General features: G+C 40.4%; 21 protein-coding genes. 17 read left to right on the forward strand and 4 right to left on the reverse strand.

The window, feature by feature from the left end:
- Positions 1-78: 78 nt before the first annotated feature.
- A complete protein-coding gene (locus C509_RS0115205; protein WP_018707786.1) occupies positions 79-894 on the reverse strand; it encodes a carbon-nitrogen hydrolase family protein in 816 nt (271 codons plus the stop codon).
- A complete protein-coding gene (locus C509_RS24060; protein WP_018707787.1) occupies positions 895-2,124 on the reverse strand; it encodes a sigma-54 interaction domain-containing protein in 1,230 nt (409 codons plus the stop codon).
- 200 nt (positions 2,125-2,324) lie between these two features.
- On the opposite strand from C509_RS24060, the gene C509_RS24065 reads away from it, so the two are divergent.
- From C509_RS24065 to C509_RS0115225, 3 genes are read left to right on the forward strand one after another with little or no spacing between them, the layout of a single operon-like run.
- Positions 2,325-3,437 carry a class II histone deacetylase gene (locus C509_RS24065; protein ID WP_018707788.1) on the forward strand — a complete coding sequence of 371 codons (1,113 nt, stop codon included), beginning with the start codon at positions 2,325-2,327 and terminating at the stop codon, positions 3,435-3,437.
- Complete coding sequence (locus tag C509_RS0115220; protein WP_018707789.1) at positions 3,437-3,655, forward strand: DUF3311 domain-containing protein; 219 nt, start codon at positions 3,437-3,439, stop codon at positions 3,653-3,655. Before C509_RS24065 ends, C509_RS0115220 begins: the two co-directional genes overlap by 1 nt.
- Positions 3,652-5,145, forward strand: coding sequence for a sodium:solute symporter family protein (locus tag C509_RS0115225; protein ID WP_018707790.1), 1,494 nt, complete (start codon positions 3,652-3,654; stop codon positions 5,143-5,145). Before C509_RS0115220 ends, C509_RS0115225 begins: the two co-directional genes overlap by 4 nt.
- A 78-nt stretch (positions 5,146-5,223) precedes the next feature.
- Here C509_RS0115225 and pgeF read toward each other — a convergent pair whose 3' ends face one another.
- Positions 5,224-5,991, reverse strand: a complete 768-nt coding sequence (gene pgeF / locus C509_RS0115230) for a peptidoglycan editing factor PgeF (protein WP_018707791.1) — start codon at positions 5,989-5,991, stop codon at positions 5,224-5,226.
- Positions 5,992-6,169: 178 nt separating this feature from the next.
- Here pgeF and C509_RS0115235 point away from each other — a divergent pair, with 178 nt between their 5' ends.
- The 5 genes from C509_RS0115235 (at position 6,170) to C509_RS0115255 (ending at position 9,720) form a co-directional block, all read left to right on the forward strand.
- Positions 6,170-8,230, forward strand: a complete 2,061-nt coding sequence (locus tag C509_RS0115235) for a GAF domain-containing sensor histidine kinase (protein WP_026319888.1) — start codon at positions 6,170-6,172, stop codon at positions 8,228-8,230.
- 63 nt (positions 8,231-8,293) lie between these two features.
- Entirely contained in the window at positions 8,294-8,674 is a 381-nt protein-coding gene (locus C509_RS0115240) for a VOC family protein (RefSeq protein ID WP_018707793.1), read from the forward strand.
- 63 nt (positions 8,675-8,737) lie between these two features.
- Positions 8,738-8,884, forward strand: a complete 147-nt coding sequence (locus C509_RS26760) for a hypothetical protein (RefSeq protein ID WP_018707794.1) — start codon at positions 8,738-8,740, stop codon at positions 8,882-8,884.
- A gap of 5 nt (positions 8,885-8,889) precedes the next feature.
- On the forward strand, positions 8,890-9,060 hold the full coding sequence (locus tag C509_RS26540) for a hypothetical protein (protein WP_018707795.1): 171 nt from the start codon (positions 8,890-8,892) through the stop codon (positions 9,058-9,060).
- A gap of 171 nt (positions 9,061-9,231) precedes the next feature.
- The gene (locus tag C509_RS0115255) at positions 9,232-9,720 is read left to right on the forward strand and encodes a metallophosphoesterase family protein (protein WP_018707796.1); all 489 of its coding nucleotides are present in this window, start codon (positions 9,232-9,234) and stop codon (positions 9,718-9,720) included.
- 146 nt (positions 9,721-9,866) lie between these two features.
- Here C509_RS0115255 and C509_RS0115260 read toward each other — a convergent pair whose 3' ends face one another.
- Complete coding sequence (locus C509_RS0115260; protein ID WP_018707797.1) at positions 9,867-11,498, reverse strand: FMN-binding glutamate synthase family protein; 1,632 nt, start codon at positions 11,496-11,498, stop codon at positions 9,867-9,869.
- Between the two features lie 141 nt (positions 11,499-11,639).
- Between C509_RS0115260 and C509_RS0115265 the strand changes: the two genes are divergently transcribed.
- The 9 genes from C509_RS0115265 to C509_RS0115305 all read left to right on the forward strand — a co-directional run bounded on the left by C509_RS0115265 (position 11,640) and on the right by C509_RS0115305 (position 20,613).
- On the forward strand, positions 11,640-13,484 hold the full coding sequence (locus C509_RS0115265; protein WP_211214279.1) for a DUF4153 domain-containing protein: 1,845 nt from the start codon (positions 11,640-11,642) through the stop codon (positions 13,482-13,484).
- 199 nt (positions 13,485-13,683) lie between these two features.
- Positions 13,684-14,025 carry a zinc ribbon domain-containing protein YjdM gene (locus C509_RS0115270; protein WP_026319889.1) on the forward strand — a complete coding sequence of 114 codons (342 nt, stop codon included), beginning with the start codon at positions 13,684-13,686 and terminating at the stop codon, positions 14,023-14,025.
- 111 nt (positions 14,026-14,136) lie between these two features.
- On the forward strand, positions 14,137-15,186 hold the full coding sequence (locus C509_RS0115275) for an LLM class flavin-dependent oxidoreductase (RefSeq protein ID WP_018707800.1): 1,050 nt from the start codon (positions 14,137-14,139) through the stop codon (positions 15,184-15,186).
- 169 nt (positions 15,187-15,355) lie between these two features.
- Positions 15,356-15,655: a metal-sensing transcriptional repressor gene (locus C509_RS0115280; RefSeq protein ID WP_018707801.1), complete on the forward strand. Its 300-nt coding sequence runs from the start codon at positions 15,356-15,358 to the stop codon at positions 15,653-15,655.
- 295 nt (positions 15,656-15,950) lie between these two features.
- The gene (copZ, locus tag C509_RS0115285) at positions 15,951-16,157 is read left to right on the forward strand and encodes a copper chaperone CopZ (protein ID WP_018707802.1); all 207 of its coding nucleotides are present in this window, start codon (positions 15,951-15,953) and stop codon (positions 16,155-16,157) included.
- 99 nt (positions 16,158-16,256) lie between these two features.
- Positions 16,257-18,674 (forward strand): heavy metal translocating P-type ATPase, encoded by a 2,418-nt coding sequence (locus C509_RS0115290; RefSeq protein WP_018707803.1) that lies wholly within the window; start codon positions 16,257-16,259, stop codon positions 18,672-18,674.
- 14 nt (positions 18,675-18,688) lie between these two features.
- On the forward strand, positions 18,689-19,528 hold the full coding sequence (locus C509_RS0115295; RefSeq protein WP_018707804.1) for a hypothetical protein: 840 nt from the start codon (positions 18,689-18,691) through the stop codon (positions 19,526-19,528).
- Between the two features lie 103 nt (positions 19,529-19,631).
- Positions 19,632-19,907: a glutaredoxin domain-containing protein gene (locus C509_RS0115300; protein ID WP_018707805.1), complete on the forward strand. Its 276-nt coding sequence runs from the start codon at positions 19,632-19,634 to the stop codon at positions 19,905-19,907.
- A gap of 85 nt (positions 19,908-19,992) precedes the next feature.
- On the forward strand, positions 19,993-20,613 hold the full coding sequence (locus C509_RS0115305) for a Nitrite and sulphite reductase 4Fe-4S domain protein (RefSeq protein ID WP_018707806.1): 621 nt from the start codon (positions 19,993-19,995) through the stop codon (positions 20,611-20,613).
- The last annotated feature ends 65 nt before the right edge of the window (positions 20,614-20,678 follow it).

The following is a 20,678-nucleotide window of genomic DNA, read 5'->3' on the forward strand; positions in this document are numbered from 1 at the left end:
ATATCACGAAAGGAGCCATCGGCTATAAGTCGATGGCTCCTTTCAAATCAAGCAAGGCATTGTATATGAAATAAAATATTAATTAGGAATAAAAGGTTCGCATATATTGCTTTTTTTAAAATAGCTTAAATTCCTATTTTCAAGATACTTCATGGGCAAACTTTCTCGTGTTTTTGATACCAGCGACAGGTCGATACTTTCAATGATCACTTTTTCTTGATGTTCTGTTTTATTTAAGTAGTCACCATACGGAGATATAATGGCACTTTCTCCAAAATAAACGGATTGTTCTTCCAATCCAACTTTATTAACCACAGCTAAAAAGACTTGATTTTCTAATGCTCGTGCCCTCATCATAATTTTATGATAGATTTGGTAGGGTACCACATGTGCCGATAGGACGACAATCATTTCAGCGCCATTTAGGGCATATATTCTCGACATCTCGGGAAATCCAGCATCGAATGTCATCATTAAAGACATTTTTCCGTTACCAATAGTGAACAAGGGTCCATCATTGCCAGCAGTGAAAATATCCTTTTCCCACTCAAATAAATGAACTTTTCGGTAAACCCCTTGTATCTTTCCATCTTTTTGAATAAAGACCGCCGAATTAAAATATTGGTTCTCCTTTTTTTCCGGAAAACCAATCACTACTCCTATTTCGTTTTCCTGTGCTGCTTGACACAATTGTTTCAAACTTGGCCCATCCAGCGGTTCAGCCAACTCACGGGCTTTTTCTTTTAGAGCATATCCCGTTAAAAACATTTCAGGGAATACGATCAAATCGACGGCTTTTTGCTTGCATTCCCTCATGGTAGTTACAGCCGCCTTAATGTTTTCCTGCTTGTTCATGAAGGTACTTTTCAATTGTGCCAAAGCGATTGTTAGCAATTAAAGCTCTCCTTTCTCTCGTAACTCCTTTACCTTTCTGGCGATTGTAGATTGGTTTACTTGGAGTACTTCCGCGACTTTATAAGTGTTTTGGTAAATTTTATAAGCGTTTGATATTAATTCATTTTCTACTCTTTGTTTTGCTTCTTTCAAAGGCAAGAATGGCTGGGAGTAAGATTCATAGTTGGTTTTGCTAGTAGAAAAATTGGATATGCCTTCGGGCAAATCATTTAATGTAATCACTTCTTCTTCAGAAGTAATAAAAAGGCGTTCAATAATGTTTTCCAACTCTCTTACATTGCCGGGCCAATCATATTGATAAAAGGCATTCATCACTTCTGGAGTGAATACCTTTTCCACCCCATACTTTTGACCGAATGTATTTAAAAACTGGGTGATTAAGACCTGTAAATCTTCTTTTCTTTCTGATAATGGCGGGATTTGAATGGGTACAACATTTAAACGATAGTATAGATCCTCTCGAAATAACTTCCTTTCAACCATGTCCTCAAGATCTTGGTTAGTTGCTGCTATAATTCGAACATCTACGGGAATCGACTCAACCGAACCAATAGGTCTTATATGATTTTCCTGAATCACTTCAAGTAGCTTAGACTGAAGATGGAAAGGTACTTCTCCTATTTCGTCCAGAAAAATAGTGCCTCCTGAAACTGATTGAAAGATCCCCGGCTTTCCATCTTTGTGGCCTCCAGTAAAACTTCCTGCTGTATATCCAAATAGTTCAGCCTCAATGAGCGATTCGGGGATGGCACTGCAATTGACTGTAGCAAATTGCTTATTCGACCGATGGCTGTATTGATGGATAAGTTTGGCTATATGGCTTTTTCCAACTCCTGTTTTTCCAAGGATAAGGACTGTAGAATCCACGAATGATACCTTTCTGACAAGCTCCATTACGCCTTTCATTTTGGCGGACTGGAAAGAAAGCTGTTTTCCGTTATGGTGTTTTAGGCCCTCGGTCGTTCCATTAGAGGAATTTATTGTTGAGACACCCAACCATTTAACATGATCTTTTTTTATAAGAAGAAAAGGTATTTCCTCTATCCATATCACTCGAGCCGTCCCTTCCTTTAAATGTGAAAGATGCTGATCAATTTCATTATAAGGTTTACCCTTTCTTAGTTTTTTCGGGATATATTGATTAATCTTTTCCTTGTTTTCTTCTTGAAAATTTAATATAAACCATGATGTATTTTCTTGGAGAACCACGATTTTCCTCCTTTCAAGAATGCAAAAATACATTATAATGTTTATTTGCATTCAAAAACCCTTGAATTAAACAGAAATACCCTCATAAAAATGCATATTTTCATTATTGTAATTCCAAAATACCGATAAATCAATACTTTTTAAATTGGCACACAATTTGCGATATAAAAGGAAAATCAAATAGAGGAGGAATTAAAGCAATGAAAACAGCATTAATTTGGGACGAGAAGTATAGTGAACACGATATTGGAAAGCAGAAATATGTTCTAAGCAAAGAACTTGAGATGAATTCAGGGCTAGCTTTTGAAAACCCTTACAGATTGAATCTTGTACATGAACTATTGGAAAAAACACAACTAATAAACAAAATGGTAGCTTACAAGCCTGAATTCGCCAGGGAAGAAGATTTATTAAAGGTACACACAACCGAAATGGTTGAGAAAGTCAAAGAAGCCAGTAAAAACAAGGTAAATATAGAGGTTGGAGAAGCGGCAGTCTCCTCGCCCGGAGCCTATGAAATTGCTTTATTATCAGCGGGAGGGGCAAAAAAAGCCATCGATGTTGTATTTGAGGAGCAAGATGTTAAACAGTCATATGCTTTGATCAGGCCACCTGGACACCATGCGACAAGAACTAGCCCAATGGGATTTTGTCTATTTAATAATGTTGCTGTAGCTGTGGAGTATGCAAAGGAAAAATTTGGTATGGAAAGAGTATTGGTTCTTGATTGGGATGTGCATCACGGCAATGGAACACAGGATATTTTTTATCATGATCCGAGTGTTCTGTTCATCTCTATCCACCAATATAAAAATTACCCGTTAGAGGGAGGAGAAATAGCCGAAACCGGCGAGAATGATGGTAAGGGATTCAATATTAATATCCCCCTTATTCCTGGTTGTGGAGATCAAGAATATATAAAGGTTATTGATCAAATTATCACACCTGCAGTTAATGCATTCAAACCACAACTGATTATAATATCAGCCGGACAGGATGCTAATCTATATGACCCGTTATCCAGAATGATGGTTACCAGAGAAGGATTTAGAACGATGGTGACAAAAGTAAGGGAGCTGGCAGCAGTTCACTGTGCCGACAGGTTGGTTATTATACAAGAAGGGGGATATAGCTTGCCTTATTTCCCCATTGCAACATTGGGTGTCATCGAGGGTTTATTAGATGAAAACTATCCATGGCAGGCGGACATAGAAAAACTGCTCCCATATTCCGGTTTTAAGCCGGTTATCGACCCTATTTTAGCCGAAGTTAAAAAGGCGTTCCCCGCCATATTTAAGGAGTTGAAGGTTTAGTGAAGAGAGGAACTGTGACACTTATATTTTTCTGTGCTATGTGGATGATCTTAAGTACCGTTGTTTTTCCTCCGTTCTTTCAATTCTTTAACAGAGTCGATCCATGGGTGTTAGGTCTTCCGTTCGTTCAGTTTTGGATTTTGTTCGTTGTTCTGGCAGTTTGTGTCCTGCTCGCTATTTGGTACAAAGTTGAAGAGAAGAGAGGAGAACTCGAATGAATGCATTAATAGCAATTGGTGTCATTATTGGGTTCTTTATTATAAATGCGGTCATCATCAAACTTGCTCATAGAAAGCAAGATTCACTTGAAGAATTCGCTGTTGGAGGCAGATCGTTTCCATGGTATTTAAGTATGTTTGGGTTTATCGGTGCCTGGTATGTTGGAGCAATGTATACAGGCTGGTTTGCTGATTCAGCTAATCTAGGTTTGTTTGCACAATATTTGGCACTCTATTCCTTGGGTTCAATGGTTATGATGTATACTATTGTCCGTCCAGTTTGGGTTTGGGGAAAGGAATACCAACTTGAAACTAATGCCGATCTTGCAGAACTTAGATATGGAAGTAAAAAATTCGGTACTTTTATTGCTATTACAACGTTTCTATTTTGGAGCCCATGGTTAATTGTAGAAATCAAAACCATCGGTTATCTTATATCTGCTGCAACATATGGAACAGTTCCATTTAATCTGGGACTTGTATTGGTAAGCTTGTTTGTTGTCGTGTACTGCTGGCTTGGAGGAGCACGAGCAAGTGCCGTGGGAGCGCTTGTTCAAGGAGTATTCTTTACAATTGTAGGAACGGCTCTTGTTTTATACTTGATGTTTCAAGCTTACGGTGGTATCTCGCCAATGTTTAAACAAATAGCCGAAACTGCACCTGAATTATTGGTGATTTCCGACACTGTTGGATACGGGGGATGGAGTTCTGCCATCATCATCGGAGCACTGGGTGGGATGATGATGCCGGGGGTATTTATCCGAATGTATATGACCAAGAACGTAACAGAATCTAAAAAGGCCGTTTTAATTGTTCCTTTCATCGGAGCGATATTTACAATCTTATTATTATGGCTTGGTCTTGGTTCAGGGTTGCTTGACGGTTTTCCGGATGATGCGCAAAGCGGCGCTTTCTGGATTGCAGATCAGTTTGGGGGGCCTGCAGCTTTGGGATTAATGGGAGTTTTTGCGTTGGCTGCCAGTATGTCGACGATTAGTGCGGCAACCCTTACGGCTGCAGTCATGATAGGAAAAAATATTCTTGCGCCTTTAAACCTTTCTAGAGATCAAACATTAAAAGTTTCAAAAATCGCTACATTATTTGTAGGATTAATTGCCATAGGGATTGCTACATTGGAAATAGGAAGATTGGTTTCTATCATTCTTTATGTCTATGATTGTATAGTTCAGGTTGCAGTGCCGATGGTACTTGGCCTTTTTTGGAGACGAGGCAATGTATACGGAGCTTTTATAGGAACATCGGCAGGCATGTTGGTTGTACTGACTGCTGGAATATTCCCGTGGCTGACGGATTGGGCCGGGAGTTGGTCAGCAGGTAGTGTTGGCCTATTGTATAATCTAATACTTTATATTGTTGTTTCTTTACTGACGAAAAAGCAAAGACATGTAGATGGCCTATTTGAGACATTGGAAAATTATCAGGCTCAAGAAGAAAAAGCAGAAGAAAAATCAAGTTTAAAGGCGCTTTAGCCGTGATAAAACAAAGAGAATGTAATAGCGATTGAAAATGTATTCAGGCGCATGGAAAAATGCGCCTTTCCTTTTTATTTATGCTGTAGGCTTCCTCATAACAAAACTCATATGCCTGCCGCATTTCTTGTCCTGGCGGTAGGAAAAACCATCCGGGCTCAAATAGGTGCAGGCACGGTCAATCATAATCCGCTCCGCGGGAACCCCCGCTAACTCACATTGCTTTTTTACCGTTAATTGATTATCGATATGATATTTTCGGGTTTTGTCATTAAAATAAATAAATTCCTCCGTGTAGCCCAGATCCTTGAATTTTACATACACGTCTTCATCGACTTCAAATTTCTCCTGGCTCAGTGCTGTTCCGAGTTGAACATAAAAATCCTCCGGATTACAATGCTCAACTTGCTTTAAATGTTCAAACAGCCTCAAGGTGATTTCTTTGACAGTGCCCTGCCACCCGGAATGGATTACTCCAGTTAGCCCCTTTACTTCATTGAAAAAAATGACCGGTACACAATCCGCAGTAAAGCTGCACAATAGTAGATTGGGTTCATATGTGTACAGGGCATCTGTATCAGGGATAGCTGTGTCTAATCCATCAGACCCACGTCCTTTATCCGAAAGCGTTACCTTATGGAAATTTGAAGAATGGGTTTGGTTGGCACAGACGAAATCACTCAGTTCGCACTCCAGAAATTTGGCCAGTTTTTTTCGATTCTCCACCACATTATCTGTGCTTTCACAGACATGAAGGGCCATATTATTCATTTCAGGTTGTGCTTCCTCTTTCATGGTCATTCCAAGCAGGAAATTCCGATTTTTGACATATAATTTGGTTTTCATATCATCACCTAATTTAAATATATGTGAGTAGACAGCAGTTGTATAGAGAAAAGTCCAATGGTTGTTGGCATTTTTATTTTTCCAAGGTGCTTATCATCATCATGCAATCCATGTAAAATATAGGTACATTACTAGACTTTTGTATGTTTGGGAGAATTGTATGATTGGAGACAGAAAAATGGTAAAGGGACCGACTAGATATTCTTTGCTTGAGCATATAACAAAAATAATCAATACCAAATCGAATCTGCATGAAGTACTGGAGCATGTAACCAAAGTTATTTCCGAAGAAATCGTTCAATGCAGCGGTGCTGGGATTTATTTACCGCAGGAAGATGGGACATTCGGTGGATTTGTAGGGAAACCACAAGAAATCAATGGAATAGGGATCGGCACTCTGGTCATTGATCCCGAGAAGGATTTGTTGGTAAAGGAACTGATTGAATCGAGAAAAGCGATTTATATTCCGGATACATCCAAGGATAACAGGCCCGATCCCAAAATTGTCGAAGCCTTGGAAATCAAATCTTTGCTGGCACTTCCTATATCTTTTGAGAAGGAGTTATTCGGTCTTATTTTTTTATTTGATAGCGGAGTCCCTATGGGTTTAACAGGGATGGAGATAAAAAGTGTCGAAGCGTATGTGAACATTGCTGCGATTGCCATTCAAAATGTAAACCATTTAAAACAAAAGGAAGTTCTGTTGGCTGAAAAACAGCTGATGCTTGGTATGTCACGTGACCTGACCAAGTGTTCCTCAATGGAAGAAAGTCTCGATATTTGCTTTTCATACATGGAAAGGATTTTAGGCAGCCATCAGATGGTTGCGTATCTTCTTGAACACCCAGATATGGTGTTAAGCAATAGTTGTACTGAAACTGGTCTTATCTCGATCAAACAAAGCCTCGAAGGTATCATTCAAGATGTCATCAGTGACAATAAAGCGATACATATTCCGGATATTCTCAAAGATGAAAGAATAAACTGTGAAGAATTCAAGCATTTTAACATTAAATCACTGTTGGTCTTTCCTTTCGTTTCATTGGGGGAAGTACTGGGAGTTATTGTTGTTGCCATTCAAGAGGAACATTTCAAGTACTATGACTGCCTTATTCAAACTGCACAATCAATTGTTGACTGGACTGCTCCGGTCTTTTCAAACCTGCAATATGTAGGCCGACTTGAAAAAATGGTCGAAGAGCGAACGAGGGAGCTGGCTGTGGCCAATGAAAAAGTGATCAGTGTCATCGAAGGGATTACAGGCGGATTCTTTGCATTGGACAGGGATTGGAAAATTACCTATGTCAATCAGCATCAATTTTTACCTCATAATAAAAAAGCAGAGGATGTAATTGGAAAAAACCTATGGGAGATTGCTCCTGAAACTATCGATACGGTCATGTATAAGGAGCTACATCGAGCGATGTCCGAGCGGGTTGCTGTACAATTCGAAGTATTCTCGTCCTATGAAGAGATTTGGTACGAAATTGTCGCTTATCCTTATGAGGATGGCATTTGTTGTCTTTTTAAAAACATAACGGAAAAAAAGAAGTTTGAGAACGAATTTAAACGATTATCGAGCCTTGACCTAATTGGACAAATGGCTGCAGGGATTAGTCATGAGATCAGAAATCCGATGGCGACGGTGCGGGGATTCTTGCAACTATTAAAGATGGACAATGACTTTGGAAAGCAGGAACATTACTTTGAAATCATGATCGAAGAGTTGGACCGCGCCAACTCAATCATTACGGAGTTCCTCTCAATAGGCAATACTAAGACCTCTGATATGAAAATGCTGGATTTAAACACAATCATTTTTGATATGTGTCCATTGATGGAGGTTGACGCCGTCACTCAAAATAAAATGATCGAAGTAGAAACGGAAGATGTCCCATATTTGCTATTAAATCATAATGAGATACGGCAATTAATCATGAACATTTATCGAAATGGCCTGGAAGCGATGGAAGAAGGGAAGACTCTATTGATCAGAACATACAAAGAAAACGATTCTGTGGTGCTTGCTGTCCGGGATCAAGGGATAGGAATCAGTCAGGAAGTCATGGAAAAACTAGGCACTCCATTCTTTACGACAAAAGACAATGGAACAGGTTTGGGACTCGGTGTGTGCTATGCCATTGCTGCACGTCACAATGCAAAGATCGAGATTGAAACAGGGAATGAAGGCACAACTTTTTTCATTAAATTCAATATAGGACATAGGACAAAGGGTTGATGAAAGCGGAACCAGAATGGAGTAAGATGTACAAAACTGCGGAATCGGAAAGGAAGGGGAAAAGTGATTAACAAAGTAGGCCAAATTATGTTGTATGTAAATGACCAAGATGAGGTATTACGGTTCTGGACGGAGAAAGCCGGTTTCATTGTAGTTTCCGAAGAAAATAATGGCCAGGGGATGAGGTGGATTGAAATTGCCCCCACTAAAGATGCAGAAACAAGTCTTATTCTGCATAATAAGGAGTTAATTGCAAAAATGGAGCCAGAGTTAAATTTGGGCACCCCTTCGTTGATGTTTTTCTCGGAAAACGTTGAAGAATTGTATCAAGACTTTCTGGATAAAAATATAGCAGTTGGTGAAATGGTTGATATGCCTTCCGGAAAAGTATTTAATTTTGCAGATAGTGAAGGAAACTATTTTGCAGTCATGGAAAAAAAGTGAATAATTAAGCGATATTCTAAAGCATTTCCTATAGAGGGCGATTAGAGGAATGCTCTTTTTTTTATGGCGGTTTTTGTTCGGCAGGGCCAAGATAATTCGTGGAAGACAGCAGTTATGTTGAGGAACTTTGGAGCAGGGAAAAAGATTAAGGTCAGCCCGCGTGCTGATCCTGAGATGGAAATGAGGCCGCTTGTCAGCCTGACCATATAGAAAAAGTGCTTGGTTATATTGAGATTGGAAAGGAAGAAGGTGCACGGGTGGCCAAGCAGGACCACCAGCTCAAAAGAAGGTATATTGGAATAAGAGTGTTTTTTCAAGCCGATCGTTTGGTAAATGTGTGTATAGGCGCTGCTATTGAGAATAGCTCCGATCTAAATAAAATTTAACAATGGATCCATTATGGAAAAATACGGGTTCAAATAAAGGACCAGGATACCTCGGAATGAAGAGGCCTGCGTATCAACTCGTGATAAGAGATGAATGCCTGTTATGGAGTGAAAATCTTTTGGCATTATCATACATAATATTGAATATTACGATAAAAGGAGCTGTCTGAGTTGAAGATAGTTGTAACAGGGGACACGCATATTCGGAATAAGAACAAACAACTGCCGGAATGCTTGTTAAAGGAATGTGAATCGGCAGACTTGATTATTCATACGGGTGATTGGGTATCTATGGAGGTCCATAAGATTTTGTCCGAATATGCCAAGGTTGTCGGTGTACATGGAAATGTGGATGGTGACGGGGTTCGGGAACATTTTAACGCGAAGGAACTCTTCGAGGTGAACGGTTTTAAAATTGGAGTTGTCCATGGGGATGGTGAAAAAAGGACTACCGAAAAACGTGTCCTGGAAGCTTTTGAAGAGGAAGGGACGGACATCATCATTTTCGGTCATTCTCATATTCCTATGCTTCGTTATGTTAAAAAAGTTATGCTAATGAACCCCGGATCGCCGACAGATAAGCGGAAGCTGCCTTATTATTCATATGGAATTTTACATATTGATGAGCATTTTCGGGCTGAGATTGTGATGTTTGATTAAAGATCATAGGCATTGCCTTTATCAATGGCGGTTGCCAAACGAAAGTTATTATAGAGTGTCGAAGGGATTGCTGAATATGCAGCAGTCGTGAACAAAGATATGTCAGTTAGTCAAGGTAAGCCGCGGTGTTTTTTATGGCGAGCAGATCAATATTTTATTGGCTCTGTCGATAAAGCCGGTGTTTCATCAAGTTGCTGTTCTATTTCGTGTATGATGCTTTCAAGTGAATGTACGACGCCTTTATCATCCTTGAACATCACGTTTTTGGAGGAAAAATGGACAGGTGAATCCAATCCAGCTGCAGCGGCTATTCTATATAATGCTTTCCTTAATGTAATGACATAGTTCGCAACACGGTGTTTTTTCTCATCAACGACAAGAGCCTTTTGTAAATGAGGGTCCGTTGTTGCCACTCCGACCGGGCATATATTGGATTGGCATTTTAATGTCTGGATGCACCCGACTGATATCATGAAACCTCGTCCGATTTGGACAAGGTCTGCGCCCATCGCTAATGCGACAGCAATCCTGTCAGGAGAAAATAACTTTCCGGAAGCAATGATTTTGACACGATCGCGGACACCATATTTTTTGAGGGTGGCATTTAAAATGAGCAGCCCGGATTTGATAGGGAGACCGACGCTGTCTGCCAATTCCTGATAAGAGGCTCCGGTTCCCCCTTCACCGCCATCCACTGTGATAAAATCAGGCCCTCTGCCTGATTCACTCATATATTTTGCCAATTCATGTACACTGTCATTTCCGCCAATCACAATTTTTATACCAACAGGCTTCCCGGTGGTTTCCCGTATTTTGTCGATAAAATCAAACATTGTTGGCACGTCATGAAACTGCTTGAATCGGTTGGGGCTATCCACTGCTTTGTAAGGCTCGACTTTCCGGATTTCAGCCACTTCCGGGTTCACTTTTTCCGCATCAATGTGGCCACCGCGGACTTTCGCCCCTTGAGCGAGCTTGATTTCAAATGCCTTGACTTGGGGAAATTCACTTTTCCTTTTAAGCTCATCCCAATCGACCTCACCGTCTTTATCACGAATGCCGAAAAGGCCTGGCCCGATTTGCATGATGATATCGACGCCGCCTTCCAGATGATAGGGTGACAAACCACCTTCTCCGGTGTTCATCCATGTCCCTTTGGCAATCGCAAGTCCCTTGGATAAGGCGGTTATCGCATTTTTTCCCAAAGCTCCATAGCTCATGGCGGACATCCCGATCAGCCCTTTAAGGACAAAAGGGTATTCCAGATGTGGGCCGATAACAACTGTATCATTATCATGAAGCAGATAGGCGGAAGATCCGTCATCTTCAATCTTCTCAATTCTCTGGGTAAACAGTGGATCTTTGATGAGAAGATATTTTTTTGTCAAAGCCATTGTTTCCTCATCCACTTTCAATTCTTCAGTCAACTTCGGAAACATGTCATTGCGAATGTAGTAGCCTTCTTCTTCAAAGTCTCTTCTGGACCCAAAGCCGATCACGTCCCGCTTGTATTTTGCACTTCTTACGATATGCTCATAATCTGCTCTGGAAAAAGGCCTTCCTTCCGTATCGCTGTTAAACCAATACTGGCGCATCTCAGGTCCGATTTTCTCGAAAAAATAGCGGATCCTTCCAAGTAAAGGATAATTTCTTAAAATGGAGTGCATTTTCTGGTTCCGGTCGAACAAGATCAAATATATGAAAAAAACAATGAGTGCCGCCAACATAAGGGCCCCAATTGTAAAGGCGATAATGATTAAGATGTCTGAAAGATTCATGTTGTCCTCCTGTATAAGTCTGGCTTTCTTTGTATTTTGTCCTGAATCGTTTTTTCTTATCAAATGAAGCTATGTACAGTCTACTCATTTATTAGTAACATCAAGGAAAGCACATTACATTGTTCTCATCCAAACAGGTATATGAATAACATGAAAGAAACTCCGTCCCGAATAAACAGGAAAAAGGTGATGCTGATGAATATGGTCAAAAGCTTAAGGAATAAGCTGCTGGGCCTGATAGATGCTGTTAACCGTTATCCATTGACGATGCTATTCCTGGTGGCTGCTGCTACGGTGAATGTAAATATGATCAACAATGAAATGGAAAGCTATTCAAAGTATCTTTTCACCTTCGTGATTGGTGCCCTTTTGAGCGCAGTGGCTCAGCAAACGTTCGAACGATTTTTCACGAAGGTAAGCGAACGGTTTCTGCTTATGGGGGGAGCAGTGGTCTTAACAGCCGGATACTTATTCGCCATTCGATCCGCATCTACCTTTAACATGGAGATTGGAACAAAAACGGATGTGGCCATATTTGCGCTTATCATGGCATTTATATGGATTCCTTCTATAAAAAGCGAGATAACATTTAATCAGAGCTTCATGTCCGTGTTCAAAGCATTTTTTACCACAGTTCTTTTTACAATTGTCATTTCAATCGGGCTTTACGCTGTTTTATTGGCTGTTGACCAGCTTTTATTTTCACTGGACCAAAAAGCGTACGGTCATGTTATGAATGTTGTTTACTCTTTGTTTGCACCGATATTTTTCCTGTCCTTCACCCCTTTTTATTCGGGTAAAAAGGATGCTGGCAGAGTGAACATACAAAAGGAGAAGGTAGCAAAAGCCGTTGATACCCCGAAATTGTTGGGGATATTGATTTCATATATCATCATCCCGTTGACGGCTATATACACCGTGATACTTCTTGCATATGTCCTGTTGAATATACGCGGGGATTTCTGGACGAACAATCTGCTGGAACCGATGCTTGTTTCGTATGCCATTACCGTCATTTTGGTGTATATTCTGGCGAGCAGCATAGAAAATCAATTTGCAGTTTTGTTCAGAAAAGTTTTCCCCAAAGTGTTAATTCCGATCGTGTTGTTCCAAACGGTTGCTTCGATTTTGAGGATTGGGGAAATGGGCATTACACATGGACGCTATTATGTTATTTTGTTTGGAATTTTTGCCATTATTGCAGGGGTGATATTCAGCTTTTTTCCTGTTAGGAAAAACGGATTAATAGCGGCAGTCTTAATTGTTTTTTCTGCCATTTCCATTATTCCGCCTATAGATGCTTTTACAATTAGCCGTGAAAGTCAGATCAACTTGCTTAGAAGTACATTGATGGAGAACGGGATGCTTGAAAAAGGAGAAATTGTTCCAAATACGGACATCTCCATCAAAGATAAGAAAACCATCACAAGGACGGTCAGTTATTTAGACAGCATGGATTATATTGATGATATTGGCTGGCTGCCGGATAAGATTTTTCATTATGGAAATTTTAAAAACACCTTCGGATTTGATGAAACCTACGATGATACGGGTCAAGGCGCGGATGGTAGCCAAATGGCCATTCTTGACTGGGATCGGAGTCCGGCTTTGAACATCGAAAATTATGACCGGATGGTCTCTGTATATATCGACGATGATCAAAAGAAGGGCACTGGGACGGTTATTCCGGTAGAAATAGATCAACATAACTATGTATTAAAAAATGTGTTCGATGAGAAAGAGATCTATTTAGTTCTGGTTGACGAAAACAATCGGGAACTGATTCGATTTGATGCAAAAAAAGCTTTTAATCGGATTCTTGATAACCAAAAGGAATTAAAAGGGGAAAATGGCACTTTATCTGTGGATCAGGCCACTGTGACCAAAGAAAATGATAGGGCCAGAATAAGTATTGTCGCCAATAATATTCATTATTATGATTCCAAGTATAATGCCGAATTATATGTGTTCATTCAGATAAAATAGGGTAGAAAATGCGCCTCCTTGTTGATAAAAGTTTACGGAGGCGTTTTTATCATGCCAGCCTTCCGAACTTTTTTTGCCGGAGGAATGCATACTAGGCTTTAATAGCATCATATGAATTGTTGTCAATACAAGGAAACTATGACAGGATATGTGTTGATGGGGAATTTGCCTATATATGATGAAAACGGGGGAGAATATAGTGTCTAATTTGCCAAACTGTCCAAAATGTAATTCGGAATATTCATATGAGGATAGGGATTTCTTAGTATGCCCGGAGTGCGGGAATGAATGGAAGCAGGGAGCGGACGTTGAGAGAGCCGTCGGGCAAAAAGTAGTCAAGGATGCACATGGAAATATCCTTCAAGACGGGGATACCGTGACAGTCATCAAGGATTTAAAAGTGAAAGGAAGTTCATCTGTTGTAAAAATAGGAACAAAAGTGAAGAACATTCGTTTAGTTGAAGGGGATCATGATATCGACTGTAAAATTGACGGTTTTGGAGCCATGCAGCTCAAATCGGAGTTTGTTAAGAAGGCGTAATGTTGTCTTGTTTTCCAAATTCCTCCTACAGTCAAATAACTTGTATAATTCAAGTAAAAAACTCAAAATAAGTATATTACTTTTTGTAACCTTAGTTTGGAGGAGTGACCAATGGAAATAGGTATAACGACGTTTGTAGAAACAACTCCGGACCCTGAAACCGGGAAAGTGATCAGTCATGCTCAGCGATTGCGGGAAGTGGTCGAAGAAATTGTACTTGCGGATCAAGTAGGTCTGGATGTATTTGGCGTAGGTGAGCATCATCGGCATGATTTTGCGGCTTCATCTCCAGCCATATTGCTGGCGGCTGCTGCGCCCCAAACAAAAAGAATCCGATTGACAAGCGCGGTTACAGTGCTTTCTTCGGACGATCCTGTCCGTGTATTCCAAGATTTTTCCATGCTTGATGGGATTTCGAATGGTCGAGCGGAAATTATGGCGGGGCGGGGATCGTTCATCGAATCCTTTCCGTTGTTTGGCTATGATTTAAATGATTATGACGAGTTATTTGAAGAGAAGCTGGAATTGTTGTTGAAAATACGCGAATCTGAAAAGGTGACATGGAGAGGTGGGCATCGTCCTGCCATTAACAATCTTGGGGTATACCCCCGACCGGTACAGGATCCGCTTCCTGTATGGATCGGGAGCGGAGGAAATACTCAATCTGTGATCAGGGCGGGCCTTTTAGGTTTACCGCTTGTTCTCGCAATCATTGGAGGCCGTCCGGTACAATTTGCACCGCTTGTGGAAATTTATAAGAAAGCTGCTGCCCAAGCGGGCCACGATGTATCAAAGCTTCCGGTGGCCTCGCATTCACATGGGTTTGTAGCGGATACCACTGAAGAAGCGGCGGACAAGTTCTTTCCATCCACTCAGCAGGTAATGAATGTTCTCGGCCGCGAAAGGGGATGGGGCCATTACGACCGGTCCAGCTTCGATGCAGCAAGAAGCTTAGAAGGAGCACTGTATGTGGGTGATCCGGAAACTGTTGCAGAAAAAATCATCCATCTTCGTAAAAAAGTCGGTATTACCCGCTTCATGATGCATGTTCCGCTGGGCACTATGCCCCATGACCAGGTCATGAGAGCCATTGAGCTGCTTGGAGCAGAAGTGGCGCCGCTTGTTCGTAAGGAAGTCGCAAAGTGGGAAGCGGGACAGTGATATACAAAAGGGCAGTTCCTGTAAGGGTCTGCCCTTTTTGCATTCCAACTCAGTATTGGGGCTCCTCTTCGCTTTTTTTTCTCAACCCTAAATTGAAATTTGTGGTAAAATCTCACATAATACCGAAATAGAATATTATTAAAAACATGGTACTGAAGGTGACATAGACGTGAACAACTCTGATGAAAATAAAGTATCACACAGACCATCAAGAGAAAAAGAGCTTTTAATCAATCGATTGAAGAGAATTGAAGGGCAAGTGCGTGGTATACAGGGCATGATTGCCAGTGATCGATATTGTGTAGACATTCTTACCCAGATTTCTGCTATTAACGCTGCTATAAACAAAGTGGGCCTTCAATTATTGGAGAAGCATACACAGCATTGTGTATCTAATGCGATAAAAGAGGGAAATGGAGAAGAAATGATTCAAGAACTGATGGATGTGTTTAAACGTTTTTCCAAATGATTTTATAAATAAGGCCAGTCCTGCCATACTGGCATTTTATTTTTCCGCTTGACATACCCATCGGGGGTATGGTAATTTTAAAATGTAAAAAGAAAAGTAAGGGAGGATTAGTTATATGCTTCGAAGACAATGTTGAAAAAGAAAACATAGTTGTGTCCGGCGTATTGAGTATGATGAATAAAAGCCTTAATAACGAGAAAAGCTTATGGTGAATTGTAAAGATTTAATATGTTTAATTCATTACCTTACAGGGGTAGTGTAAAATATGGAAGCTGAATAATAGGAGGATTTTATTATGGAACAAGTAACTTTAAATGTACAAGGAATGTCTTGCGGACATTGTGTAAATTCTATTGAAGGGGAAGTCGGAAGAATGGACGGTGTTCAGTTTGTTAAAGTGCATCTTGATCAGGGTAAGGTTGATGTGACATTCGATTCAAACAAATTGAGTTTGGAAGAAATCAAAAGTGCGATTGAAGATCAGGGATATGATGTAGCTTAATCCAATCATAGAGAAAATGAATCGTGCAGCATGTTGGCACGATTCATTTATAAATAAAAATATACCCCTATATAGTATAGGGACAGGATGTGATAAATCGTGAGCAATAGGGAAGCAACTCTTCAAATATCAGGGATGACTTGTGCAGCTTGTGCAACGAGAATCGAAAAAGGGCTGCAAAAGATGGAAGGCGTAGAAGAAGCAAATGTAAATTTTGCGATTGAGAAAACAACTATTAAGTATGACCCGGACAAAACGAACGTATCGCAGTTTAAAGAGAAAGTCCAAGCGTTGGGGTATAACGTTGTAAGTGAAAATGTAGAATTTGATATTTCTGGAATGACTTGCGCAGCTTGTGCCAACAAAATTGAAAAAAGGCTCAACAGGATGGAAGGCGTTGATAAGGCTACTGTTAACTTTGCGTTGGAAACCGTTCTTGTAGAATATAGCCCTGACCAGGTATCCGTTTCCGACATGAAAGACGCCATTAAAAAGCTTGGTTACACCTTAGAGCAAAAACAGGAAAATACAGGAGACCAGGTTGACCATAGGCAAAAGGAGATTGAAAAACAGCAAGGAAAGTTTATTTTTTCAGCTATCCTTTCATTTCCGTTGTTGTGGGCTATGGTCAGCCACTTTAAGTTTACGTCCTTCATTTGGCTGCCTGACATGTTTATGAACCCGTGGGTTCAATTTGCCCTTGCCACACCCGTTCAGTTTATTGTAGGTGGTCAATTCTACGTTGGAGCTTTTAAAGCGTTGCGAAACAAAAGCGCGAACATGGATGTACTTGTTGCATTAGGTACGTCAGCCGCCTATTTCTATAGTCTATATTTAAGTATCAGGTCAATTGGTTCAAATGCCCATATGGTTGAGCTCTACTATGAAACGAGTGCGGTTCTCATAACCTTGATCATATTGGGGAAGCTTTTTGAAGCGAAGGCTAAAGGCCGCTCATCTGAGGCCATTAAAAAACTTATGGGATTACAAGCGAAAAATGCTGCGGTTGTTCGCAATGGCCAAGAGATGATCATTCCGATTGAAGAAGTTTTACAAGGCGATATTGTTTATATAAAGCCAGGCGAAAAGGTACCGGTTGATGGAGAAATTGTGGAAGGCCAATCAGCGCTTGACGAATCCATGTTGACCGGGGAAAGTATTCCGGTTGATAAAACAATTGGAGATAGCGTGATTGGATCAACCATTAATAAGAACGGATTCCTAAAGATTAAAGCTACCAAAGTCGGGAAAGATACGGCCTTGGCGCAAATCATAAAGGTGGTGGAGGAAGCACAAGGTTCCAAAGCGCCTATCCAACGTCTGGCCGACGTAATTTCGGGCATTTTTGTACCGATTGTAGTAGGTTTGGCGATTGTGACCTTCCTTGTATGGTATTTTGTCGTCAGCCCTGGAGAGTTTGCGGTAGCTCTTGAGAAATTCATCGCCGTTTTGGTTATTGCCTGCCCATGTGCACTTGGCTTGGCAACACCGACTTCAATTATGGCCGGTTCAGGTCGCGCCGCAGAATTTGGAATTCTATTTAAAGGTGGAGAACACCTTGAAACCACTCATCATTTAGATACGATAATTTTGGATAAAACAGGTACGGTCACCAATGGGAAACCTTCGTTAACGGATGTCATTTTGGCAGAAGGCCTAAATGAAACTGAATTTCTAACACTGGTCGGATCCGCAGAGAAAAACTCAGAACATCCACTCGCTCAAGCAATAGTTGAAGGAATCCAAGATAAAGGAATTGAACTGGCCGGATCGGAAACATTTGAGGCTCTCCCCGGTTTTGGAGTACAAGCGACAGTTAATGGTAAAGAGTTATTGATTGGTACACGAAGGCTCATGGCAAAACATCAAGTCAATGTCCAAGAAATGCTGGCAAAAATGGAGGAGTTGGAGAAACAGGGGAAAACTGCCATGTTAGCTGCCATAGACCGTCGCTTTGCTGGAATCATAGCCGTAGCCGACACGATTAAGGAAACATCAAAAGAAGCCATAGAGCGTTTACAGGAAATGGGCCTGGATGTCGTGATGATCACAGGGGATAATACGCAAACTGCTCATGCGATTGCTGAACACGTCGGAATCAAGCATGTTATTGCTGAAGTTTTGCCAGAGGGCAAGGCGGCAGAAGTGAAAAAGTTGCAACAGGCTGGAAAGAAAGTTGCTATGGTGGGCGATGGAATCAATGATGCCCCGGCATTGGCAACAGCAGATATAGGGATGGCAATTGGAACAGGCACCGATGTCGCAATGGAAGCAGCGGATATCACTCTTATTCGCGGGGATTTAAATGCGATCGCCGATTCGATTTTCATGAGTAAGAAGACTATCACCAATATTAAGCAAAATCTTTTCTGGGCACTTGCATACAACAGCTTGGGCATACCTGTTGCAGCAGTAGGCTTCTTGGCACCATGGTTAGCTGGAGCCGCGATGGCATTTAGTTCCGTATCGGTTGTATTAAATGCCCTAAGACTCCAAAGAGTAAAGTTGAAGGGATAAAGGGAGGATCTCCTATGAAACGAAACATATGGATTTGGACGGTTTCGGCCGTTGTATACCTTGTGATCGTCATTTCAGCTTATAGTATTTACGCAAGTGTGAATCCTGCAACGGATGGACTGACTAATCATACAGATGTAGAACAGGAGGAAGCAAACATGGAGAATCAGCATAATCACCATAATCACCACCAACATATGAACCATGGTGCAAACGTTTCTACTGAAATGACACCAAAAATATCTTATAACGACGGAGAAATTACAATTGAGTTAAAAGATAAAAATGGTCATGTTCCTGAACTCGAAGTTTCACATGAAAAATATATGCATCTCATTATAGTCAGTTCAGACCTGAAAGAGTACCATCATTTACATCCTGAAAAGAAGAGTGAAGGATTCTACCAAGTACCCATCAGGTTAGCCGATCATTCTTATAAAGTGTTCGTAGATATCAAACCAAAGAATCTTGAATATTTCCCAAAACCGATCGAATTACATGTAGGTGAAACGCATAAACAGCATCAAGACAATAACCTTGTTGTAGATACGGAATTTATAAAAACAGTCAATGGCCAACCGGTTGAATTGAAGGCTACATCCTTAGTAGTCAATAAAGAGGTTACCTTTGATTTCGACATAAAAGATGCCAAACCAGAGCCTTATTTGGGTGCTTTGGGTCATGTTGTCATATTGGATGAAGATGGAGAACAGTTTATCCATGTTCACCCGGTTTCAGATAATCAAACAGTTTTTCAAACCCAATTTAACAAACGAGGCATTTATAAACTTTGGGCTGAATTCAAATTTGGAGAACGAGTCAATGTATATCCATTTGTGATCGAGGTTCATTAATATGTACGGAATAAGGGAAGGGGGCCAAAAATTGCAAATACTTTCCTGAAAGCCATAGATCGGATCCCCTTTTCTATTTTTTAAAGGTGAGGAGAATATGAGTATGAAGAAGTTTGAACTTTATACCCGGCCTACATGTTCGGATTGCCAGGCAGCGAAAAAGTTTCTTGCAGAGAAAAATATCTCCTATATAGAGTATGATTTATCAAAACAACCAGAAAAGGAAAGGGATTTAATCCGGATATCAGGTACAAGAATTGTTCCAACGTTTGTGTTTAAAGGGCAATCCCTTTTAAGGTGGATGAGTAAACCAAAATTCCTGATAGGGTTTGAACAAAATATAGATGAAATAAGGGAGATATTAAAAATAGATAACTAATGTATCCTGTGTAGTTAATTAAGCAGGTATATTTCAATCACTTATTTACTATACCTTGGTACAGTAAATAAAGAGGGGAGAAATAATGTTGAAGAGCGATGTAGGAAAAATTAAAATCGCCATAAATGGAGGAATAGGGTTTGGGGCAAAACTAAATTCAAAACAACTTGTAACGATCTCAAAATACATGAATGAAGATGAAGAACTTGAATTGACAACCTTCCAGCAACTCTATATAGAAATTCCAGAGGATAAAAAAAAAAAGATCATAGAAGAATTCCAAAGTGTTGGATTAGCATGTTATCCAGTTGGCAACTTTGTAAAAAGCTTAAGAACCTGTAACTTTTGCAAAGGGGAAGAGAGGGAAGGAATGCCGGTGGCAAAAGAGATAAATCGCCGTATAGCAGGAAAACCCGTACCATCTACTCTAAAGGTTGCTTATACAGGTTGCGCTATCGGTTGCGGTGAGCCAATGTTAAGCGACTTAGGCATTATGAAGATTAGGGATCATTACAATTTGTATGTTGGCGGAAAAGCGAAAGGGAAAGACGCTGAGGTGGGTTTCTTGTTGAGGGAGAACCTAACACCAGATGAATTGTACGATACAGTTGAAAAGGTTATTGCTAAATATTCACAAATGGGTAAGAAACGGGAGACATTCTATAAATTTTTGAAGAGGATAGGTAAGGACCAACTCATCAATTAAGATGAAAATGGATTTGTGGATACGTAAATAAGTCAGAGGAATTTGGGAAACCAGTTAGAATTATC

It is taken from the genome of Siminovitchia fordii DSM 16014 = CIP 108821 (genome assembly GCF_000374565.1).
GTDB lineage: Bacteria > Bacillota > Bacilli > Bacillales > Bacillaceae_C > Siminovitchia > Siminovitchia fordii.